Origin of the sequence: Pantoea sp. SO10, from assembly GCF_005281435.1 — a bacterium.
In the GTDB taxonomy this organism is placed as follows: domain Bacteria; phylum Pseudomonadota; class Gammaproteobacteria; order Enterobacterales; family Enterobacteriaceae; genus Pantoea; species Pantoea leporis.
This window is the reverse complement of the sequence record NZ_CP040095.1, coordinates 416,303-437,758: the sequence shown is the minus strand read 5'-3', so window position 1 is coordinate 437,758 and position 21,456 is coordinate 416,303. Positions and strand designations below refer to the sequence as shown.

Here is a 21,456-nt window from a genome sequence, read left to right as displayed (position 1 = left end):
AGCTGCTTTAACCTACTGATAGAGCATATGAAAATCCTATAGTTATCATCACGGCAATAGGTAAGCGAAAGGCAATGTGCTTTCAACCAGCGCTCACACCGGCGCTGCGCGTGAGTTTGTCAGCCGCCCAGTCATGCTTTGTTGTTATAGTTCGCATCAGCTTTGTGCGCCAGCGCAATTATTACACCTTGAAAACTAAGTCGGCTTTCTTTACCGTAAAATCTGTTCATCTCCTGACCACAGAGGCTCCACCATGACGGCTGAAGGTGTTATTCGTCGCGCCAGCGAGGCAGATTTTCCCGCCTTGTCGCGCATCTGCTTAGAGACCGCCAATGCCGGCACCGATGCCAGCGCGCTCTACTCCGATCCCGCGCTGCCCGGCCTGCGCTTTGTCATTCCCTACGCGCGCTTTGCGCCCGAATTTGCTTATGTGCTGGAACAGCACGGCGAGGTAGTCGGCTACGCGGTCGCCGCGCCCGATACGCGCGCCTTCGAAGCAAAGTTGAATACTGATTGGTGGCCACAGCTGCAACAGCTATATCGCGATTACGCGCCGCAGGCGCCGCTCGACAGCAAAGTGCTGGAAGCGATTCATCAGCCCGATGCGGCAGCGGATCAGCTGGTGACGCAATGGCCTGCGCATCTGCACATCAATCTGTTACCCGCCGCGCAGCAAGGTGGCTGGGGCCGCAAGCTGATTGAACAGCTGCTACACGATCTGCGTGCCGCGGGCGTGCCGGGCGTTTATCTCGGCGTCAGCCTGCAGAACGAGCAGGTGTGCGGCTTTTATCAGCGCCTTGGCTTCACGCCGATTGTGCGCAGCAACGCCATTTATATGGGCCAACTTCTCTGATTCGAGGCATCGCATGACCAGCCTGCATCTGCAAAACGTTAAAAAGTCCTACGAAAATGTAAACGTGATTCATGGCATCGATCTCACCATTAACAGCGGCGAATTCGTGGTGTTTGTCGGCCCTTCCGGCTGCGGGAAATCTACGCTGCTGCGCATGATTGCCGGGCTGGAGGAGATCACCGACGGTAAGTTGCTGATTGAAGGCGCCGATATGACCGATCAGCACGCCACCGAGCGCGGCATCGCCATGGTGTTTCAGTCCTATGCGCTCTACCCGAACATGACGGTGCGCGGCAATCTGGCCTATCCGCTGGAAGTAATGAAGCGCCCGAAAGCGGAAATTGAGCAGGCGATCAAACAGACTGCGGCGCGCCTGCATCTGACAGAATTTCTTGACCGCTTACCGCGCGCGCTGTCCGGCGGACAGCGGCAACGTGTGGCGATTGGCCGCGCGATAATCCGCCATCCGCGCATTTTTCTGTTTGATGAGCCGCTGTCGAACCTCGATGCCGAGCTGCGTTTGCAGATGCGCATTGAGATTGCTCGCCTGCACGCTTCGCTGGGCAACACCATGATCTACGTGACGCACGATCAGCTGGAGGCGATGACGCTGGCGGATCGCATTGTGGTGCTGCGTCAGGGCCGCATTGAGCAAGTCGGCGCGCCGATGGCGCTGTATCGCGATCCCGATAACCTATTTGTCGCCGGGTTTATTGGCTCGCCGAAGATGAATTTCCTCACTGCCGAAGTGGCCGCGATCGCGCCGGGCGCGGTGCAGTTACGCGTGCCGGCGCTGGGCATTAATCAGCTTACGTTGCCGATCGCCGCGTCGTGCCGCGAAGGGCAGAAAATCACGCTGGGCGTACGTCCAGAGCATTTCCAGCCAGTGAGCAGCAATGAGGATGCCCTGAGTTTTAGCGGCGAGTTGTCGTTTAGCGAGATGCTGGGACACACCAATTATCTCTATCTCGATATTGGCGAAGAGAAGCTGCTGGTGATTGAGGAGCGTAACGTGGCGGAACACGCGATTGGCGAGCGGCTGAGTTATCAGCTGCGTGCCGAGCACTGTTTATTGTTTGATGAGCAGGGTTTGCGACTCAGATAAGGTAAAAGCCGCATCTTTTCGTCGCGGCGCGATAAATCGCGCCGCGACGGAATGGGCGGGGATTTATCGCGTGATTCATTATTGCGGTGCGATCTCTTCATCGGCCTGTGCGGCCAACAAATCCAGCAGCTTATTCACCGCAAACCCGGCAGCGCCCTGCGCCCACATGCGGTTGGATTCCGTAAGGAACTGCAGCGGCGTCATGTGCGGCGTCAGCTTCAAACGGTAAGTCTGGAAACTCTGCGTAACGTGGTCGAGCAAAATGCGCGAAGCCATTTGCGGCTCCATCGCCAGATATACCACGTCCGGATCGTAAGCCACCGACAGATTCGCCAGCGACATCCCCAAATGCTGCCCGGCCTCGGCCAGCGCGCTCAGCACCTCCGGCGTTGGACGTGCATCGAGATCGCGCAGCGTATGCGGCACCTCTTCTTTGGTGGTGGCCACCACGCGCTGCAGAATCGCCTGCGACGACGCCACATCCTCCAGCAGACGCTCAGAACCATCGCCCAGCAGCGACACGCCAATCTCACCGGCTTTGCCGTGACGACCACGATAAAGCTGGCGATCGAGCAGAATCCCCGCGCCGATGCCTTTGCCGAACGTAGCTATCACCGCCGACTGCGCATGACCGAGCTGACCAAACACCAGCGCCGCCATCGCCAGCGCGTTGGCGTCATTTTCAATAAATACCGGCAGCGAGAAGCGCTCTTCCAGCAGACGGGCAATCGGCACGTTATCCCAGCCTAGCGCGCGTGACAGCACGCAAACGCCATTGCTGGCATCGACCAAACCCGACAGCGCCAGACCAATCGCCCCAACCTTTTTGCCCTCAACGCCACGCAAAAACTTCGCCAGCGCATCGCCGAGCTGTTTGGGCGTCATCGCGCCGGAAGGAATTTGCTGCTCGCCGATGATGTTGCCGCTGAGATCGGTCAGCACCATCAGGTTACGTTCGGCATTAAGCTGAATCCCCACCACGCTGGCGTGATCCGGATTGAGGCCGAGCAGCGTTTTGGGCCGCCCCATTGAGACGCGACGTAGCCCCAGCTCCTGCACGATGCCGCCGGTCAGCAGACGATTGGTGGCTTGCGACACCGTCGACATGCTCAGGCCGCTGCGCACTTTGAGATCGGATTGACTAATAGGCGCATTTTCGACAATCAGCCGCAGAATGCGCGCGGTTACGTTGGGAGCGCTCATGAGCCTCTTTATCTGAAGTTAAGCGGGAAGTGTCAGGCTGAACTGCATGGCCAGGCGAAGCGCACCGCTTAGGGCATCGCCCTGCGGCGGCACCAGCAGCGCGGCGATATCCGCCGGTAGCCACGCCTGAATGGGCGCGGCTAATCCGCCCATCAAAGCCAGCTTGCCGTGGCTGCGCGCCAGCAGCGGCTGCACCATCTGCACGATATCCGCGGCGGATTGCTGCACCAGCGCTGTGCCGTGCACATCGCCCTGCTGCGCGGCAGCGAACACCTCAGGCACCACGCGGCCCCAATCAGCGGGTGTCGCCTGTTTCGACCACATCAGCAGCTGTTCCGGGCTGTTTTGATAGCTTGCCATGATGCGCTGCGTTAACGCCGAGGCGGGCACAATCTCTTCGTGCGCCAGCAGCGCCAGCCGCAGCGCGCGTTGGCCGAGAATCGCACCCGAACCGGCATCTGACAGGGCAAAACCCCAGCCGCCGAGCAGCGTGAAGTGCGTGCCATCCCAGGCCGCGCCCTGGCTGCCGGTGCCAATAATAAACACTGCGCCTGGCGCACCGGCGTGCGCACCGGCACAGGCGATTTCGACATCGGTAAACAGATAGCGCGCCTGACAGCGTGGCTGCCAGCTGGCGAGACGGCTTTGCACCGAGGCAACGTTCGCGCCCGCCAAACCGGCGACGATCACCGTGCGGTCGCGCGCTTCAGCGGGTAAATTCGCCTGCGTGAACAGATCGTCAATGACCTGATCAATGGCCATGATGGCGGCATCAAACTGCGACCAGACGTTAGCGGGACCGCCTTTGGCTTCCGCCAGCAGGCGTCCGGCGCTGTCGGTCAGGCGTCCACGACAGTGCGTACCACCGCCATCAATACCCAGCATTAGTGATTGCACGCGCTTCCTCCTGCCAGCCCGAAACGGTATGACGCTTATAGATGTGCGAAAGATAGGGGAAAAAAACTTAAATCGCAATAATAAATAAATAGGCAATCCATATAGTTAATTAAAATAGATATAAATCATATAAATAACAATTTTTCACCAATTGAGATCAGCCACACGGATTGACATTAGTTTTTCTGTCGTAATAAGTTAACGGTCAGATTATCAGCAGCCTGACAGGTCGGGCGGCTCAAAGGCAACGGGCTTCAGGGGTACAACATGAAAGTGGGCATTATTGGTCTGGGCTTTCGGCTTTCCCATGTGGTGAAAGAGTTCAACAAAGCCGACACAGCGTTTTCCGTGGTGGGTTATGTCGATCCGGCTCCGGCGGGATTACCGAATCTGCACAGCTTTGGCATCGACGCGGGCACCGCGTTTGCTAGCGTGGATGCGCTGTTGCAACACGGCGGCTTTGATCTGCTGCTGGTGGGTTCGCCGAACTTTATGCACCTTGAACACATTCGTCAGGGCTTAGCGGCGGGCTACACGGTGTTCACCGAGAAGCCGGTGGTGATCAACGAAGAGCAGACCATGGCGATGGCGCAGCTGGTGCAGCAATATGGTCACGAGCGCATTCTGGTCGGTTTGGTGTTGCGCTACTCACCGCTCTATCGCGACCTGCTCACCGCGCGCGATGAAGATCGCCTCGGCGAAATCACCTCAATTGAAGCCACCGAACACATCAAGCCGTATCACGGTGCGTTCTTCCAGCGCGACTGGCGTCGTCTGGAGAAGTACGCCGGCCCGTATATTCTGGAAAAATGCTGCCACGATATCGATCTTTACCAGGGTTTGGTCGGCGAGCGTCCGGTTCGTGTTGCCAGCTTTGGCGGACGCAAAAACTTCACCCCGCAGCACGCGCCTAAAGGTGCGGTAACAGCGCAGTCAGAGGTGTATCACGTTAAACCGAGCGGCTGGTCGAGTACCGATGCGGTGTTTGACGGCGATGCCGATATCGTCGATTACCAAACCGCGCTGATTGAGTATGCCGGTGGCGCGACCCTCGCCTTCCACGCCAACCTAAATGTACCGGATGAGTTCCGCCGCTTCTGCGTGATGGGCACCGATGGCATGGCCGAAGGTGACTTCGTGCGTAACTACTTCCGCGTGCACAACGCGCGCACCGGTGCGCGCGAAGTGGATACCGAGTATGACGGCAATGCCTATGACGGCCATTACGGCGCAGATGCGCTGATGGCCGAAGAGATTGTGAAACACATTACACAGGGAACGCCGCTGAAGGTTTCAGTGGTGGACGCACTGGAAGCGGGCCTCACTGCGATCAAAATCGATGAAGCGCGAAAATCGAAAACCGTGGTGGATATGACGGAGAGTTGGAAAAAATTTGACGCCAACCTGGGGAAAGCAGCAACCGCGTAAGACACGCGCAATAAATTGCGCCGCTACAAACCGTAGCGGCGCGATTCATCGCGCGATGTTGAAGTTAGGTAACGGTTTCGTTTTCCAGCTTCTGCCGCTTACGCAGATGCGGGAAAATCGTCATCCACACGCCCACCACGATCAGCGTGCCGATGCCGCCAATCGCCGCCGCGGGCACCGCGCCCATCCATGCCGCCAGTAAACCTGACTCAAACTCGCCGAGCTGATTCGAAGTATTAATGAAGATGGCGTTGACCGCATTCACGCGGCCACGCATGTCATCCGGCGTATCGAGTTGCACCAGCGCGCCGCGAATCACCATACTGACCATATCGAAGCCGCCCAACGCCGCCAGCGCGATCACCGACAGCCACAGCTGCGTGGAGAGCGCGAACACCAGCGTCGCCACGCCAAAACCGGCCACCGAGCCGAACATGATCATGCCGACGTTCTTTTCCAGCTTGTGACGACTCAGCCACACGCCAACCAGCAGCGCACCGACCGACGGCGCGCCGCGCAGGATGCCCAAGCCCCACGGCCCGGTATGCAGGATATCTTGCGCGAAGATCGGCAGCAGCGCGGTGGCGCCGCCCAGCAGCACGGCAAACAGATCGAGTGAAATCACGCCGAGCACATCTTTGCGATCGCGGATAAAGCGCACGCCGGCAAACAGGTTCGGCAGATTCATCGGCAAGCGCGCCTGCGGCGGCCGCTCATAGCGCAGTCGACTCACCAGCACGATGGAGAACAGATAGAACAGCGCCGAGACGCCATACACCACTTGCGGACCGGCGACATAAAGAAAGCCACCGAGCGTTGGGCCGATAATCACCGCCGCCTGTCCGCCCACCGAACTGGCGGCCATGGCGCGCGCCAGAATCGGCGGCGGCACCAGCGCCGGCAGCATCGAGGTAATCGCTGGCCACTCAAGCGCCTTGGCGACGGAGATCAGAAACACCAATCCCCAAATCTCGATCTTGCCCGCCCAGTTCATCAGCGTGAGCGCAACCAGCCCCAGCAGCGCCAGCCACTCAATAAATTGTCCGAGCAATACGATACGACGACGGTCAAGCTGATCGGCCAGATGCCCGGCGGGCAGCGCCAGCAGTACAGAAGGCAGAAACTGCATCAGACCGATCATGCCGAGCGCCATCGCGCTGTGGGTCAACGCGTAGATTTGCCAGCTGACCGCGACCGAAAACATTTGAAAACCAAACGATGAACAGGTGCGCGCCAGCCAAAAGGCGACAAACGACCTGTGCCGCAGCAATGAATCCTCTGCTGCGGAGACTGGAGAACCCATAGTTTTATCCCATCCTAAACAATTACATCGGTTAGCGTCGTTGCACCAACCTGGTGAAAAGCCACGTTGCGGCTTCCGCTTTATTTTTTCAGGCCACAGAGTGCGGCATCTTACTGAGCCAGGCAATGGCTAGCCGTGCTGTTTAAAAACAGAAGCTTATCCAAAAATTAGCTAAGCATGGAGCTCTTAATATTAGCAGGCTGATGGTTATGAGATGAAAATATCCAAAAGTTTCCCAATATGGCAATAGCCGATTAATTCATCCTGCTCAGCGCCTAATATCTCTCTATCAGTGACAGTTAAAAAAAGGTGATCTTGATAAACAAAACGATCTATATTTACTGTGTTTAGATTTCATTATCCCGCCGTCCTTATAATAATTAAGACGCTCCAGTTAATTAATTTATTCACAGAGATAAATGGAAAACAGTTCTTATAATCCTTATGTTACTGAGCGCATCCATCGCTTCGACGGGGCGCTAGCTGGCGTGTGTTATTCAGCCCCCTTTATGCATTGCGAACAGGAAAACACAGCAATACTTAATGGACACAACATAATTTCGCTGCATAATCAGTTGCCGGATACACCCGAATTAATAATCATCCCGTTAACGGGAAATAACCTTGTGCGTTTTTTACAGGATCCGGAAATTTATTCCAGCCTGCAGGATGAGAATGTACAGCTGGCAATCAATTATGCCGATTTAGTTCAGCAAGATAGTGCTTTACGTAGGGCCGCAGAGCGTTTCTCATTTTGGCTCTATGATTTGGCACCGCCCGGCACCTGCTGGAAGAATATCGCTGCGTTTCCATTTAGCGGTATTGCGCTGACCGACGAGTTTTTTCACGATAATTATCTCAAGTTCAGCTTTCCTTTTCTGCTGGAATCCTGTCGTGAAAGAGAAGTGGAAGTAATATTACGCACGCCACAGTTAACGTTGCCCGCTGAGCACTATGCTCAACTTAATTTGAGCGGCTGGCAGGAACAACGCACCAGCAGCACGCTGTTTGAAGGGTAAACGTTTACACAATGTGTTGCTCTTAGGTGTTGTGGCCCGATCTAACCGGACATAACACCTTTATTCCCTCATAAAATGTCGCAGTACTTCCCTTCAACGAGTGCAAAGCACTAAAAATATCAAACCCTTTAACGTTTTTAAGATAAAATTTAACGCAAAGGGAACATCTCGCCGCATGGAAAGCGTCGTTCGAACCGTTTCGTTATTTCGTACTCTATGTCGGGAAGCAACCCAACGCGTTGTTTCCTTTTTAGTTTTTAATGGCAAAGAAAGAGGTCAATATTATGGGGAAAGCTTCCTCATCTTTTGGCGTAATCCGTTTTCTCACAGTGCTTTTTGCACTGCTGACGGGCGCGTTTATGCTGGTTGGTGGCGTTTGGTTAGCCGCCATTGGTGGTTCCTGGTACTACGTTATTGGCGGTGTGGTCATGTTGATCACCGCTATTCTGCTGTGGCGCCGTAGCGGCTCAGCATTACTGCTGTACGCATTGCTGCTGTTGGCAACGCTGGTGTGGGGCGTGTGGGAAGTCGGTTTCGACTTCTGGGCGCTGGCACCGCGTACCGATGTGCTGGTGATCTTCGGCATCTGGCTGATTCTGCCGTTTGTGTATCGCGGTCTGAATAATGCCGGCAAAGGCGCTCTGGCGCTGCTGACAGTGGCGCTGCTTGCCAGCGTGCTGGTGCTGGCGTGGGCGGTATTCCACGATCCGCAAGAGCTGAACGGTGAAATTCCAGCGGCAGCAGCCAATGCTCCGCAGGCACAGCCGCTGAGCAACATCGCTGATGCTGACTGGCCGGCGTATGCGCGTGACCAGCAAGGCACCCGCTTCTCCCCGCTGAAGCAGATCAACACCGGTAATGTGAAAGAGCTGCAGGTTGCCTGGCAGTTCCAGACCGGCGATTTGAAGACGCCAAACGATCCGGGCGAAATCACCGATGAAGTCACGCCAATCAAAATCCGTGACACCCTGTATCTCTGCTCACCGCACCAGATTCTGTTTGCGCTGGATGCCAAAACCGGTAAGCAGAAGTGGAAATTTGATCCGGGCCTGAAGCCGAATCCAACCTTCCAGCACGTGACCTGCCGTGGCGTTTCTTACCACGAAGTGCCTGCTGCGGCCGATGCGGCCAATACCCAACCTGCGCTGTGCTCACGCCGCATTTACCTGCCGGTGAATGATGGCCGCATGTTCGCGCTGGATGCGGAAACCGGTGAACGTTGTGCTGCCTTTGGCAACAACGGTGAACTGGATCTGCAGCACAAGCAGCCGGTATTGACGCCAGGCCAGTATGAGCCGACGTCGCCGCCGGTCATCACCGACACCACCATCGTGGTCGCGGGTGCGGTCACCGATAACTACTCTACCCGTGAGCCGTCAGGCGCCATCCGTGGCTTCGACGTTAACACCGGTAAACTGCTGTGGGTGTTCGATCCGGGTGCCAAAGATCCAAACGCGATTCCAGCGGATGAACACAGCTTCACCATGAATTCACCGAACTCATGGGCACCGGCGGTGTACGATCCGAAACTGGATATCGTTTACCTACCGATGGGTGTGTCAACGCCAGATATCTGGGGCGGCAACCGCACACCAGAGCAGGAACGTTATGCAAGCAGCGTACTGGCGCTGAACGCCACCACCGGTAAACTGGTGTGGTCGTATCAGACCGTGCATCACGACCTGTGGGATATGGACCTGCCGTCGCAGCCGACGCTGGCCGATATCACGACTAAAGATGGCAAAACCGTACCGGTGATTTATGCACCGGCGAAAACCGGTAACATCTTTGTCCTGGATCGTCGTACCGGTGAGCCGGTTGTCCCTGCGCCGGAAACTCCGATTCCACAGGGCGCCGCCAAAGGTGACCACGTTGCGCCTACTCAGCCGTACTCCGAACTGACCTTCCGTCCGAAACAGAATCTGACGGACAAGGACATGTGGGGCGCGACCCTGTACGACCAGCTGGTGTGCCGCGTGATCTTCAAGCGTCTGCGCTATGAAGGTCCGTTCACCCCGCCGTCTGAGCAAGGAACGCTGGTGTTCCCAGGCAACCTTGGCATGTTCGAATGGGGCGGTATCGCAGTTGACCCACATCGTCAGATTGCGATTGCTAACCCAATGGCGCTGCCGTTTGTGTCCAAGCTGGTTCCGCGCGGTCCGGGCAACCCGATCGAGCCACCGGCTGACGACAAAGGCGGTTCAGGCACCGAAACCGGTATCCAGCCACAGTACGGCGTACCGTACGGCGTGGAGCTGAATCCGTTCCTGTCACCGTTTGGTCTGCCATGTAAACAACCGGCGTGGGGCTATGTCTCCGCCGTTGATCTGAAGACCAACGAAACCGTGTGGAAAAAACGCATTGGTACGGTTCGCGATAGCGCGCCAGTGCCACTGCCGTTCAAAATGGGTATGCCAATGCTGGGCGGCCCAATCACCACCGCCGGTAACGTGTTCTTCATTGGTGCTACCGCAGATAACTACCTGCGTGCATTCGACACCAACACCGGTGAAATGCTGTGGCAGGCACGTCTGCCAGCAGGCGGCCAGGCAACGCCGATGACCTATGAAGTGGATGGCAAGCAGTACGTTGTTATCGCTGCCGGTGGTCACGGTTCGTTTGGCACCAAGCTGGGCGATTATGTGATTGCTTATGCACTGCCTGATGCGAAGTAAGTTTTCGCGTTGATGTGTTGATGTAATGAAAAGGCGGACTGCGAAGTCCGCCTTTTTTTATGCTCGATGTTTCGTTATTGCACACTTCGTAGCGGCGCGATTCATCGCGCATACCAATGGCGGCTCGACGCCCATCCAGGCATTGCGCAATAAATTGCGCCGCTACGGTATGTGCGGGTTTTAACTTTAACGCTTGCGCAGCACCCGGGCATTTAACAGCGCGCACAGCGCCATGATCACACAGGTCGCCAGAAACACCGGACGCATACCAAACGCGCCGCCAATAAAGCCGCCGAACAGCGGACCTGAAACCTGACCGACATACTGCGCCGAGGTTGAATAACCCAGCATCTTGCCCACCTGCGACTGCGGCACGCTGTGACGAATCAGCGCGGTGACGCACGGCATCAATCCACCCAGCGCCATACCCATCAGAAAACGCAGCACCACTAATTGCCACGCTTCGCGGATAAACGCCTGCGGGATCAGCAGCAGCGCGCAGACTATCAGCCCATACACCAGCACACGACCATGCCCGACGCGATCGGCCAGCCGTCCCAGACGCGGCGCGGAGATAATGCTACCGAGCGCGGCGGCCGCCATCACCAATCCGGCGGTGACCGTCACCGCATGATCGCCGTTAACAAACTGGCCGATATACAGCGTGATGATCGGCTCAATCGACATATTGGCGAAAATCAGCAGCATGCCCGACAGCCACATTAGCCTCACCACGGGCAAATTGAATGACTTCGCATCGTCAGCAATCTTCTGTGGGGTTTTCTTGCCAGAGGAGCGCGGCACCTCTTTTAGCAAAAAGGTCGTTGCGAGGAAGGCGAGAAAAATCACCGCGCCGGTCAGCCAGAAGGTGTGACGAATGCCAATCAGCGGCGGCAACACGCCGCCCAGCAGCGGCCCTACCACGTTGCCGGCCATAATGCCGGATGACAGCACGCCGAGCGCCCAGCCGGTTTGTTCTTTCGGCGTTTGCGCCGCCACCAGAATGGTCGATCCCGAGGCGTAGCCGCCGAGCAAACCCGCCAGCAAACGCAGCGCCACCAGCTGCCACGGTGCGGTGGCCATACCAATCAGCGACATGGCAATCGCCATGCCGAGGCTGGCGCGGATCAGCATCAGTTTGCGGCCATAGCGATCGGCCAGTTTGCCCCATAACGGCGCGGTCAGGGCGGCGCTGAGGAAGGTGGCGCCGTAGGCCGCACCCGACCAGCGCGCAATCGCCGCCGGTTCCTGCACGCCAAGTTGCTGCACGTAGAGCGGCAGAAACGGCAACAGCAGCGTCATCGCCACAATGGTGCTGAACGAACCCAGCACGCAGACACATAAATTTCGCTTCCAGTGTTGCTGTTCGGGCGCTAACGCGAGTGGAGGTTGCTGCATGGTGATATCCCTGTTTTTTGCTTTTTTAGCAGGCTAACAGTGACGCTGTGCAGAAAACAGAGTAGCGCGGATAATTGCCAGGCGGCGCAGCATTGTTGCCAGATAACAACAATTACGCTGTACCAAGGGTGTTGATTAACGCATCGCACAGCAAGGTGACCGGCGAAGAGGGTTGCGGCTGCTCTTTCAGCAACAGATAGCTGTGCAGGCGATCCATTTGCCAATCTGATAGCACCTGCTGGATTTCGCCGCGCGCTAAGGCATCTTGCGTCATATAAGCGGGCAGATAAGCGATGCCGGTGCCTGCCAGTGCGGCATTAAGCAGCGCCATGCTGTTGTTAGCGCGGAAACGGCTGTGCACATCCAGCGCCAGGCGCTGTTTATCACGGCGAAACGGCAGCGCGGCGGTGTGCGCGGGGCCGTGAAACAGCAGCAAGTCGTGACGCATCAGGCGGTCAGGATGATCAATGGGCGCATGCGCCGCCAGATAATCTGGCGTGGCGTACAAGCCCCAATCAATGCTGGCGAGTTCACGATAATTGGCTGCGTCGGGCGCACGCGCGCGGATCACAATCGCCACGTCGGCGCTGGGTTGCGGGTCATCGCTGGTGGTGAGGTCGAGATCGACGTTGATGTGAATATGGCGGCGAATAAAGTCATTCAGCGTCGGCACCACGCACTGACAGCCGTAGGTGATCGGCGCCTGCAAGCGCACGTTGCCTGCGGGCAGTTGATGTACCTGCTGCACAAAGGCGTCGGCGCGATGCATCTCTTCCAGCATGCGCACGCAGAACGGATAGTAAGCCTGGCCGAGCTCCGTCAGCACCACTTTGCGCGTGGTGCGCTGCAACAGCTTGATGCCGAGGCGCACTTCCAGCCGCGCCACTTCACGGCTGACGTGGGATTTGGAGACGCCTAAGGTGCGTGCGGCTTCGCTAAAGCTTTGCCGTTCCACGACGCGTGCAAACAGCATCATGGCGGAGAGATTGTCGCTGTTATCCATGTTCTCTGGTAGTTAAGAGAGTGAGAACAGCAGCTTAAAAGCAAAAGGCGTCATTAGTCCATCAGCGTACATTTCGTAGCGGCGCGATTCATCGCGCTTATCAATGATGGCAACGAGCCCATCCAGATATTGCGCAATAAATTGCGCCGCTACGAATGATGCGCATAGGCATACATCAACTCGCCATCGCCAATGGGAACAATAAACGATCCGGCTCAACGCGACGCTGGCGGCGCAGCTGGCCTGGCGTCACCATGAAGTAGTTTTTGAAGGTGCGAGTATAAGCCTGCTGCGTATCGAAGCCGTAACTCATCGCCACCTGCAAAATCGCCTCATCGCTGTTAATCAGCGTCAGCGCAGATTCGGTTAACCGGCGCTGGCGAATGTACTCGGCCAGTGAAAAGCCGGTGTGCTGACGGAACAGACGTTGCAGATGCCAGCGGGAGTATCCCGAGCGGCGTGCGACTTCATCCAGATGCAGATCGTGCCCTAAGTTATTCTCTATCCAGTCCAGCAAACTACGGATAAATTCGCGCTGATTCATGGGATTCTCCTGCGTTGGCAATATGTCCAGTGCCGCCACAATAGCGCGTTAAATTTATCCCTTAATTAGCAGAAAATTAGCGCAGAATTAGCAAGCGGGAAAATGGGTATAATTCTGGCCTAATTATCTGTCGCTACACTGCGTTCAGTTAAGTTGGAGGGCATCATGCGTGTGCTGCTGGTAGAAGATGACGAAATGATTGGCGCGAATCTGCAGCAAGCGCTGGAAGCGGCAGGTTGGTCGGTGGATTGGGTACGCGACGGCGTGTATGCCAGCAATGCCTGGGCCGAAGGCGGCTATACCTGCGTGTTACTGGATCTGGGCTTACCGCGTGAAGATGGCCTGCAGGTGCTGCGTCGTGCGCGCACGCGCGGTGACATGACGCCGGTGCTGGTGCTCACCGCCCGCGATACCGTGCAGCAACGTATTCAGGGATTGGACAGCGGCGCTGACGACTATTTGCTGAAACCCTTTGATCTGCAAGAAGTGCTGGCGCGTATGCGCGCCATTACCCGCCGTCGCCACGGTGCAGCAGATTCTCTGCTCGGCAGCGGTGATGTGCAAATTGACATCATGACGCGCGAAGTGCTGTACAAAGGCCAGCGCGAACAGCTCACCGCACGCGAATATGCCCTGCTCTACGCCTTGCTGGAGCGGCCGGGCGCCATTCTTTCGCGCGAACAGTTAGAAAACCGCATTTACGGCTGGGGCGAAGAGGTCAGCAGCAACGCGGTGGATGTGCTGATCCACGGAATGCGTCGCAAACTGGATAACGAAGTGATCCGCAACGTACGCGGACTTGGCTGGCGGGTACCGGCAATATGAAACCTTTCACCTTTATGCGCTCGCTGCGTAACAAGCTGCTCGCCACGCTGGTGATTCTGCATCTGGCGATGATTGGCGGCGTCACCTGGTATTTCTATCACTGCTACGGCGACATGATGGGCACCATGAAAGACGACCAGCTCGCCAAGATCGCCGATGCGTGGGCCAGCAGCCAACGTATGCCGGCCCTAATGCCGATGGTGATGCATGAAGAGAAACTGAAAAGCACCTATATCGTCCAGCTTTGGGACGAAAGCAATCATCTGCGCGCCAGCTCCTGGCCGGGCCTGCATGCGCCATTGCAGCTGAAAAAAGGCTGGACCGATTTGAAAGTCGGAGACTGTGGCGACGACTGCGAATGGCGTGTCTATACGCGACCCGGCGAGCTGGGCAGTGAAATTGGCAACATTCAGGTACTACACAATATCGGCTACATGAAAAGTATCATGGTCAAGCGAGCGCTCTCCGCCATCATTCCGCTGGTGCTGATGATGCCGCTCTCACTGATTGTGATATGGCTGGTGGTGCGTGCTATTACGCGCGATTTACGCGTGGCGTCGCGCCATATCGCAGCGCAGGAAACCCTGCATCCGCATAGCGTTTCACCTGATGGTTTACCGGATGAAGTGCTGCCGCTGGTGGCAGCTTACAACGCCTTGCTGGATAGACTGCGCGCGGCATGGTCATCGCAGCGCCAGTTCCTTGAAGATGCGGCGCATGAGCTGCGCACGCCGGTCACCGCCGTGACCTTGCAACTGGAGAATCTGCGGCAACATATTCAACCCGGTGAAGCCAGCCGCCAGTTTGACCAGCTGGAAGCGGGCGTGACGCGCACGCGCCATCTGGTGACGCAGCTGCTGAATATCTCGCGTCAGGAAGATCAATCGGTGGTCGCCACAGTGGAAAGCATCGAACTGGACGACCTGCTGAAAGAGAGCATTGAGCAGCTGATGGTGGTGGCGGATAAGCGCGGCATCGATATCGGCTTCAACGGCACCACACATTATCGCCTGCACGCCAGCCGCTCCGATCTGCGCAGCCTGTTCGATAACCTGATTGGCAATGCGATGCTGCATACGCCGGAAGGCAGTTTGGTCGATGTGCTGCTGCATCGCGTCGGCAATCACACCGTGGTGGATATCGTCGATAACGGTCCCGGCATGGCGGAATCCTTTATCGAGCGCGCCTTTGACCGCTTCACCCGTTCACCGGATGTGCAGGCGCAAGGCAGCGGACTGGGCTTATCGATTGTGCGCAGCGTAGCGCAAAAACATCAGATGCAGGTTGCGCTGTCGAACCGCCACGATCCGCAGGGCCAGATTGCCGGCCTGCAGGTGCGCGTGACATTACCATAAACTGCACCGTGCCGTAGCGGCGCAATGTATTGCGCAAAGTTGCTGTGGGCACGGTGCGACATCAAAACAACGCGATAAATCGCGCCGCGACATCCCTTTCCTATATCAAACACGTTCTCTGCTGTACGCGACACGTAAACGGTTGCGGGGTTCCGTTCGCTACACGGGTTTAATGTGATATTGATCACATTTTCAGTGAATAAAACTGCAACACTTTTTGACAAACGTGACCAAAATCTATTTTCTATGCCTCTGTTACAGGCACATTACGCAAGCTTGAAAATCTGGCGATGCAGACCGGATACGACAACTCACTGCCCATCCCCTGGGATCAATTTCAACCGATCGCGGCGACGGCCCGGCGATCAAAAGCATGTGGTTAACAATAATGAAATATAAAGCGTTGATAGCAGGGGCCTTATTGGCCAGCAGCTGGACTGGTGCGGCACAAGCGGCAGACAGCGATCCGCAGTACGTTTCTGACTGGTGGCATCAGAGCGTGAACGTGGTGGGCAGTTACCACACCCGTTTTGGACCCCAGTTCAACAACGACGTGTACCTGGAATATGAAGCCTTTGCCAAGAAGGATTGGTTCGATTTCTACGGTTACCTCGATCTGACCAACTTCTTCGGCGTGGGCAACAGCAACGCTAACGGCGTGTTCGACCACGGTTCGCCGATGTTCATGGAAATTGAGCCACGTTTCTCCATCGATAAGCTGACCGGCACCGATCTCTCTTTTGGTCCGTTTAAAGAGTGGTACTTCGCTAACAACTACATCTATGACATGGGTCGCAACAGCGATAACCGTCAGAACACCTGGTACATGGGTCTTGGCACCGACATCGATACGCACAGCGATATCGGCCTGTCGCTGAACGTTTACGCTAAATACCAGTGGGAAAACTACGGTGCGGCGAACGAAAACAGCTGGGATGGTTATCGCTTTAAGGTGAAATACTTTGTGCCGATTACCGATCTGTGGGGCGGCAAGCTGAGCTATATCGGCTTCACCAACTTCGACTGGGGTTCAGATCTGCGTGATAAGTCCGATCGTTCACGCACCAGCAACTCGATTGCGTCCAGCCACATTCTGTCGCTGAACTACGATCACTGGCATGTTTCTACTGTGGCGCGTTATTTCCACAACGGCGGCCAGTGGGCTGACGGCCAGGAGCTGAACTTCGGTAACGGTCCATTTGAAGTGAAATCAACCGGTTGGGGTTACTATTTGGTGGTGGGTTACAACTTCTAAGTTGTTGGTTTCCCTCACCCTAACCCTCTCCCACAAGTGGGAGAGGGAACAGATCGTGCCCCTACCAACTCCCTCTCCCGCTTGCGGGAGAGGGCTGGGGTGAGGGCCAGCGCGCACCCTCTACTCAAATCTGCGGCTTATACGCATTCACCATCCACGGCACGCCGAACTTATCGGTCAACATGCCAAAGCCATTAGCCCAAAACGTCGGTGCCCAGCTTTTCGTCACCTCACCGCCCGCTGACAACGCCTCAAACCAACGCTTGCCCTGCGCCTCATCCGGCGTGGATAAACTCACGGCAAAACCGCCATACGCCGCCTGCGGTGCGCCGTCACTCATCATCAATTCACCCTGCCCGATACGCAAATGGGCATGCATGATCTGCTCCGGCGAAAAGCTCACGCCCGAGATGCAGCCTTCATCCTCCACCGGCGTTTCATCCGGCATATCGCCATAGGTCATCTTGAACAGCAGCTCGCCGTCGGTGGCATCGAGGTAGAAGGCAATCGCCTCTTCGCAGCGACCGCTGTAAAACACATACGGGGTAACTTGCATGGTCTGTTCTCCATAAAGGGAATGTCCACTGCAAGTGTAGTGCGCATTATTTAATCGGTTGCGAGCCGGGCCGCACTCTTACCTTTGCTGACAGTAGCGCCGGAACAGCTGCGCCATGTAGGCACTCATCGGCGTCAATGCGGTGTCTTTGCGCTGGATAAGATAAAAAGTGGCTTTCGGTAAAGGTTCGTCGAGAACGAGGGAAATCAGCTGGCCGCCGTGCGTCGGGTCTTCAATCACATCGCGCGAAATAATGCTGACGAAATCGCTCTGCGCCACCAGGCTGGTGCAGGCCATAAAGGTCTCGCAGGTGACGACAATTTTCGGCGCCATGCCGCGCTCACCAAACAGATCGTGTAGCAGCCGATAATAGCTGCCTTGCGGTGTCGGCATGGTCCAGTCGCAGTGTTGCAGCTCGGCCAGCGTGCGAGCATGCGCCATCGGATGCCCTTTGCGCATCACCACCTGATAATCGCGCTCCATCAGCCGTTCAAAAACTAACTCCTGATCGAGATGATTTTTATCGTAGGTATTGATGGTGAAATCCAGCTCGCCCTGACGCAGTTCATGCACCATCGAAACCAGCTGACCTTCAACAATCCGCACCTTGACCAGCGGATATTCGCGATGAAACTGATTGATCACCTGTGGCATGACGGTGCGCGCAATACTGCCACCCACGCCGATATTAACGCGCCCGCCGGCCAATCCCAGCCGCTGCTGAATATCTTCCTGCGCCACCCGCAACTCTTCCAGCACCAAGCTGGCATGCTTGAAAAAGTTATCACCGATATCAGTCAGCGTAACGCCCTGCTGTCGCCGCTCGAACAGGCGCGCGCCCAGCGCCAGCTCCAGTTCCTGGATCGCTTTGGTCAGCGCAGGCTGTGAAAGCCCGGACAAGCGGCTGGCGGCGCGGATGCTGCCTTGACGCGCCACAGCAACAAAAGCGCGCAGCTGATGAAGTTTGAGGTTCGCAGACATAGTTTGGTGATAACCGTTGTTTATCAGTAGCAAGATATTCGCATCTTATGCGCGGCAAAACCAATGTGTAGATTCGGATGAATGCATAAAAAACCAACACAAAGGAAATGCCGATGAAAACCCTTTCTGACCTCGTCAACGCGCGCATCCCGCAGATGCAGGCCTGGCGACGCGATCTGCACCACTTTGCCGAATCGGGCTGGCTGGAGTTCCGCACCGCCACGTTGGTGGCTGAAGAGCTGCATCGTCTTGGTTATCAACTCAAGCTGGGCCGCGAGGTGATCGATGCCGACTCGCGCATGGGATTGCCCTCTGAGGAAGTGCTGGCGCAGCAGGAAGCGCGCGCGCTGGAACAAGGCGCGCTGCCGCAGTGGATTAAACACTTCTCCGGCGGATTTTGTGGCGTGGTCGCCACGCTGGAAACCGGTCGTCCCGGCCCGGTGATGGGTTTCCGCGTGGATATGGATGCGCTCGATCAGAACGAAAGCCGCGCCGCCGATCATCTGCCAACGCGCGAAGGCTTTGCCTCCTGCAATCCCGGCATGATGCACGCCTGCGGTCACGACGGCCACACCACCATTGGTCTGGCGCTGGCGGGCGTGTTGATGGAGATGAAAGATCGGCTCAGCGGCACCATTAAAATCATCTTCCAGCCCGCCGAAGAAGGCGTGCGCGGCGCCAAAGCCATGGTGGCGGCTGGCGTGGTGGATGATGTCGATCTGTTCACCGCCATTCATCTTGGTACCGGCGTGCCCGCCGGCGAAATCGTTTGTGGCAGCGACAGCTTCCTCGCCACCACCAAACTCGACGTCAGTTTCACCGGCGTCGGCGCGCACGCCGGCGGCAAACCGGAAGAGGGCCGTAACGCCCTGCTGGCGGCGGCGCAGGCCACGCTGGCGCTGCACAACCTGCCGCAGCACAGCGGCGGTGTGGCGCGCGTCAACGTCGGCGTATTGCAGGCCGGAACCGGACGCAACGTGGTGCCCGACTGCGCGCTGATGAAGGTGGAAACGCGCGGCGTCAGCAACCAGGTTAACGACGATATCTATCAGCAGGCGCTGCGCGTGATTGGCGGTGCGGCAGCGATGTACGGCGTGGAATATGAGGTCAAGCTGATGGGCGGCGCGCGCAGCTGCACGCCGAGCCCGCCGTGGGTGGCGTTCATCCACCAGCAGGCCGAGGCGCTGGGCATTTTCACCTCAGTGGTCGATACGAAACAGCAGGCGGCGGGCTCGGAAGATGCCACTTACATGCTGGAGCGCGTGCAGCAGCGCGGCGGCCAATCCTCCTACGTGATTTTCGGCTGCGATCTGGCGGCGGGCCATCACAACGCGAAGTTCGATTTTGACGAAGCGATCATGGCGACCGCGGTGCAAACGCTGGCGACGCTGGCCCTCAATCACGCACAGTTTGGAGGCCAGCGATGAGCCACAGCGAATTTATTGATCGCTACATCAACCAAAACCAGCCGCGTTTTACCGCCCTCAGCGATGCCATCTGGGACGTACCGGAAACCCGTTTTGAAGAGACAACGTCTTCCGCACTGCTGGCCGATGCGCTGGAACAGGAAGGTTTTCGCGTGGAGCGCGGCGTCGGCAACATCGACACCGCGTTTATTGCCAGCATTGGCAGCGGCAAACCGGTGATCGCCATTCTCGGCGAGTTCGATGCGCTGGCCGGTCTGAGCCAGCAATCGGGGTGCGCCACGCCGCAGCCGCTGGTAGAAAACGGCAACGGCCACGGCTGCGGACACAATCTGCTCGGCACCGCCGGTTTGGCCGCTGCTTTCGCCATCAAAGCCTGGTGGGCGCAACACGGCCAGCGCGGCACGCTGCGCTTTTACGGCTGTCCCGGCGAAGAAGGTGGCTCCGGCAAAACCTTTATGGTGCGCGAAGGCTTGTTCGACGATGTCGACGCGGCGGTGACCTGGCATCCCGAAGGTTTTAGCGGCATGTTCAACCTCAGCACGCTGGCCAATATTCAGGCCGCCTTCCGCTTTAAAGGCGTAGCGGCGCATGCGGCCAACTCACCGCATTTAGGGCGCAGCGCGCTGGATGCGGTGACGCTGATGAACACCGGCGCCAACTTTCTGCGCGAGCACATCGTGCAGGAAGCGCGTCTGCACTACGCGGTGACCAATGCCGGCGGCGTCTCACCCAATGTGGTGCAAGCCGATGCCGAAGTGCTGTACCTGATTCGCGCGCCGCAGCTCGATCAAGCGCAGGATATCTATCAGCGCGTCATCAACATCGCCAAAGGCGCGGCGCTGATGACCGACACGCAGATGACGGTGCGCTTCGATAAAGCCTGCTCCAATTACGTGCCGAATCGCGCGCTGGAAAGCGTGATGGAGCGCTATTTGCATCAGTTTGGTTTGCCTGACTACAGTGAAGCGGAACAGGCGTTTGCCGCCGAGATGCGGTCCACGCTAAGCAAAGACGATCTGCGTAACGCACATCTCAATGCGGCGCGCACCGGCGGTGAAGCGGGCGTTGCCTGGGCAGCGGCGCTGGGCGACAAGATTTTGATGGATGAAGTGGCGCCCTATGCGGTGACGCGCGAGATCCTTTACGGCTCAACCGACGTTGGCGATGTGAGTTGGGTGACGCCCACCGCGCAATGTTTTGCGCCCTGCTTCGCCTTCGGCACGCCGCTGCACACCTGGCAGCTGGTGGCGCAGGGCCGCACGTCCATTGCGCACAAAGGCATGTGTCTGGCCGCCAAAGTGATGGCCGCCACCGCGCTGACCTTGCTGCAGGATGACGCGGCGCTGGCGCGCTGCCGCGACGAGTTCCAGCGTGTACGCCGCGAGCAGCCTTACGCCTGCCCGATTCCAGCAGATGTCACACCGTCGAAGTTAACGTCCTAGGATTTACCTCTCGCGTTTATAAACGCGGGCAAAAAAAAATATAAAAACTAAAGCCCAAAATAATTCGAGCTGCAGGAAGGCGGCAAGTGCGGGCATTCCCAGGAGCTTACTCAAGTAAGTGACTGAGGTGCACGCACGCAGCCAACGCACCTGCAGCTCGAAGTATGAAGGGCTTGCAAACACAATA

18 protein-coding genes are annotated in these 21,456 nt (G+C 57.2%); 10 read left to right on the top strand and 8 right to left on the bottom strand.

The window, feature by feature from the left end:
* The first annotated feature begins 253 nt into the window (after positions 1–253).
* Positions 254–853 carry a GNAT family N-acetyltransferase gene (locus FCN45_RS01920; protein ID WP_137385001.1) on the top strand — a complete coding sequence of 200 codons (600 nt, stop codon included), beginning with the start codon at positions 254–256 and terminating at the stop codon, positions 851–853.
* 13 nt (positions 854–866) lie between these two features.
* Positions 867–1,958 carry an ABC transporter ATP-binding protein gene (locus FCN45_RS01915; protein ID WP_137385000.1) on the top strand — a complete coding sequence of 364 codons (1,092 nt, stop codon included), beginning with the start codon at positions 867–869 and terminating at the stop codon, positions 1,956–1,958.
* Positions 1,959–2,036: 78 nt separating this feature from the next.
* On the opposite strand, the gene FCN45_RS01910 is transcribed toward FCN45_RS01915, so the two are convergent.
* Positions 2,037–3,161: an ROK family transcriptional regulator gene (locus tag FCN45_RS01910; protein WP_137384999.1), complete on the bottom strand. Its 1,125-nt coding sequence runs from the start codon at positions 3,159–3,161 to the stop codon at positions 2,037–2,039.
* A gap of 18 nt (positions 3,162–3,179) precedes the next feature.
* On the bottom strand, positions 3,180–4,058 hold the full coding sequence (locus FCN45_RS01905) for a BadF/BadG/BcrA/BcrD ATPase family protein (protein WP_210082028.1): 879 nt from the start codon (positions 4,056–4,058) through the stop codon (positions 3,180–3,182).
* Between the two features lie 267 nt (positions 4,059–4,325).
* Between FCN45_RS01905 and FCN45_RS01900 the strand changes: the two genes are divergently transcribed.
* The gene (locus FCN45_RS01900; RefSeq protein WP_137384998.1) at positions 4,326–5,486 is read left to right on the top strand and encodes a Gfo/Idh/MocA family protein; all 1,161 of its coding nucleotides are present in this window, start codon (positions 4,326–4,328) and stop codon (positions 5,484–5,486) included.
* Positions 5,487–5,550: 64 nt separating this feature from the next.
* Here FCN45_RS01900 and FCN45_RS01895 read toward each other — a convergent pair whose 3' ends face one another.
* Positions 5,551–6,789 (bottom strand): MFS transporter, encoded by a 1,239-nt coding sequence (locus tag FCN45_RS01895; RefSeq protein ID WP_137384997.1) that lies wholly within the window; start codon positions 6,787–6,789, stop codon positions 5,551–5,553.
* Between the two features lie 419 nt (positions 6,790–7,208).
* Between FCN45_RS01895 and FCN45_RS01890 the strand changes: the two genes are divergently transcribed.
* The gene (locus tag FCN45_RS01890) at positions 7,209–7,808 is read left to right on the top strand and encodes a hypothetical protein (RefSeq protein ID WP_137384996.1); all 600 of its coding nucleotides are present in this window, start codon (positions 7,209–7,211) and stop codon (positions 7,806–7,808) included.
* A gap of 284 nt (positions 7,809–8,092) precedes the next feature.
* Positions 8,093–10,483 carry a glucose/quinate/shikimate family membrane-bound PQQ-dependent dehydrogenase gene (locus FCN45_RS01885; RefSeq protein WP_137384995.1) on the top strand — a complete coding sequence of 797 codons (2,391 nt, stop codon included), beginning with the start codon at positions 8,093–8,095 and terminating at the stop codon, positions 10,481–10,483.
* 186 nt (positions 10,484–10,669) lie between these two features.
* Here FCN45_RS01885 and FCN45_RS01880 read toward each other — a convergent pair whose 3' ends face one another.
* The 3 genes from FCN45_RS01880 to FCN45_RS01870 form a co-directional block, all read right to left on the bottom strand.
* On the bottom strand, positions 10,670–11,881 hold the full coding sequence (locus FCN45_RS01880; RefSeq protein WP_137384994.1) for an MFS transporter: 1,212 nt from the start codon (positions 11,879–11,881) through the stop codon (positions 10,670–10,672).
* A gap of 112 nt (positions 11,882–11,993) precedes the next feature.
* Positions 11,994–12,884 carry a LysR family transcriptional regulator gene (locus FCN45_RS01875; protein WP_137384993.1) on the bottom strand — a complete coding sequence of 297 codons (891 nt, stop codon included), beginning with the start codon at positions 12,882–12,884 and terminating at the stop codon, positions 11,994–11,996.
* Positions 12,885–13,059: 175 nt separating this feature from the next.
* Positions 13,060–13,428, bottom strand: coding sequence for a helix-turn-helix domain-containing protein (locus FCN45_RS01870; protein WP_101762352.1), 369 nt, complete (start codon positions 13,426–13,428; stop codon positions 13,060–13,062).
* 165 nt (positions 13,429–13,593) lie between these two features.
* Between FCN45_RS01870 and FCN45_RS01865 the strand changes: the two genes are divergently transcribed.
* The 3 genes from FCN45_RS01865 (at position 13,594) to FCN45_RS01855 (ending at position 16,863) form a co-directional block, all read left to right on the top strand.
* Positions 13,594–14,253 carry a response regulator transcription factor gene (locus tag FCN45_RS01865; protein WP_008105599.1) on the top strand — a complete coding sequence of 220 codons (660 nt, stop codon included), beginning with the start codon at positions 13,594–13,596 and terminating at the stop codon, positions 14,251–14,253.
* A complete protein-coding gene (locus FCN45_RS01860; protein WP_137384992.1) occupies positions 14,250–15,608 on the top strand; it encodes a HAMP domain-containing sensor histidine kinase in 1,359 nt (452 codons plus the stop codon). Before FCN45_RS01865 ends, FCN45_RS01860 begins: the two co-directional genes overlap by 4 nt.
* 388 nt (positions 15,609–15,996) lie before the next feature.
* Positions 15,997–16,863: a nucleoside-specific channel-forming protein Tsx gene (locus FCN45_RS01855; RefSeq protein WP_101762354.1), complete on the top strand. Its 867-nt coding sequence runs from the start codon at positions 15,997–15,999 to the stop codon at positions 16,861–16,863.
* A 124-nt stretch (positions 16,864–16,987) separates the two neighbouring features.
* On the opposite strand, the gene yjdN is transcribed toward FCN45_RS01855, so the two are convergent.
* Together yjdN and FCN45_RS01845 are read right to left on the bottom strand one after the other, a co-directional pair.
* Positions 16,988–17,419 carry a VOC family metalloprotein YjdN gene (yjdN, locus tag FCN45_RS01850; protein WP_137384991.1) on the bottom strand — a complete coding sequence of 144 codons (432 nt, stop codon included), beginning with the start codon at positions 17,417–17,419 and terminating at the stop codon, positions 16,988–16,990.
* A 78-nt stretch (positions 17,420–17,497) separates the two neighbouring features.
* Positions 17,498–18,400, bottom strand: coding sequence for a LysR family transcriptional regulator (locus tag FCN45_RS01845; RefSeq protein WP_101762356.1), 903 nt, complete (start codon positions 18,398–18,400; stop codon positions 17,498–17,500).
* A gap of 113 nt (positions 18,401–18,513) precedes the next feature.
* On the opposite strand from FCN45_RS01845, the gene FCN45_RS01840 reads away from it, so the two are divergent.
* Positions 18,514–19,827 carry an amidohydrolase gene (locus FCN45_RS01840; protein WP_137384990.1) on the top strand — a complete coding sequence of 438 codons (1,314 nt, stop codon included), beginning with the start codon at positions 18,514–18,516 and terminating at the stop codon, positions 19,825–19,827.
* Positions 19,824–21,269, top strand: a complete 1,446-nt coding sequence (locus FCN45_RS01835; RefSeq protein ID WP_137384989.1) for a M20 family metallopeptidase — start codon at positions 19,824–19,826, stop codon at positions 21,267–21,269. The genes FCN45_RS01840 and FCN45_RS01835 overlap by 4 nt, the downstream gene beginning before the upstream one ends.
* Positions 21,270–21,456: the final 187 nt, after the last annotated feature.

Excerpts from the sequence above, each read along its gene's own strand:
- FCN45_RS01920 (WP_137385001.1), top strand. The coding sequence starts at position 254 with ATGACGGCTGAAGGTGTTATTCGTCGCGCCAGCGAGGCAGATTTTCCC.
- FCN45_RS01915 (WP_137385000.1), top strand. The coding sequence starts at position 867 with ATGACCAGCCTGCATCTGCAAAACGTTAAAAAGTCCTACGAAAATGTA.
- FCN45_RS01910 (WP_137384999.1), bottom strand. The coding sequence starts at position 3,161 with ATGAGCGCTCCCAACGTAACCGCGCGCATTCTGCGGCTGATTGTCGAA.
- FCN45_RS01900 (WP_137384998.1), top strand. The coding sequence starts at position 4,326 with ATGAAAGTGGGCATTATTGGTCTGGGCTTTCGGCTTTCCCATGTGGTG.
- FCN45_RS01895 (WP_137384997.1), bottom strand. The coding sequence starts at position 6,789 with ATGGGTTCTCCAGTCTCCGCAGCAGAGGATTCATTGCTGCGGCACAGG.
- FCN45_RS01890 (WP_137384996.1), top strand. The coding sequence starts at position 7,209 with ATGGAAAACAGTTCTTATAATCCTTATGTTACTGAGCGCATCCATCGC.
- FCN45_RS01885 (WP_137384995.1), top strand. The coding sequence starts at position 8,093 with ATGGGGAAAGCTTCCTCATCTTTTGGCGTAATCCGTTTTCTCACAGTG.
- FCN45_RS01880 (WP_137384994.1), bottom strand. The coding sequence starts at position 11,881 with ATGCAGCAACCTCCACTCGCGTTAGCGCCCGAACAGCAACACTGGAAG.
- FCN45_RS01875 (WP_137384993.1), bottom strand. The coding sequence starts at position 12,884 with ATGGATAACAGCGACAATCTCTCCGCCATGATGCTGTTTGCACGCGTC.
- FCN45_RS01870 (WP_101762352.1), bottom strand. The coding sequence starts at position 13,428 with ATGAATCAGCGCGAATTTATCCGTAGTTTGCTGGACTGGATAGAGAAT.
- FCN45_RS01865 (WP_008105599.1), top strand. The coding sequence starts at position 13,594 with ATGCGTGTGCTGCTGGTAGAAGATGACGAAATGATTGGCGCGAATCTG.
- FCN45_RS01860 (WP_137384992.1), top strand. The coding sequence starts at position 14,250 with ATGAAACCTTTCACCTTTATGCGCTCGCTGCGTAACAAGCTGCTCGCC.
- FCN45_RS01855 (WP_101762354.1), top strand. The coding sequence starts at position 15,997 with ATGAAATATAAAGCGTTGATAGCAGGGGCCTTATTGGCCAGCAGCTGG.
- yjdN (WP_137384991.1), bottom strand. The coding sequence starts at position 17,419 with ATGCAAGTTACCCCGTATGTGTTTTACAGCGGTCGCTGCGAAGAGGCG.
- FCN45_RS01845 (WP_101762356.1), bottom strand. The coding sequence starts at position 18,400 with ATGTCTGCGAACCTCAAACTTCATCAGCTGCGCGCTTTTGTTGCTGTG.
- FCN45_RS01840 (WP_137384990.1), top strand. The coding sequence starts at position 18,514 with ATGAAAACCCTTTCTGACCTCGTCAACGCGCGCATCCCGCAGATGCAG.
- FCN45_RS01835 (WP_137384989.1), top strand. The coding sequence starts at position 19,824 with ATGAGCCACAGCGAATTTATTGATCGCTACATCAACCAAAACCAGCCG.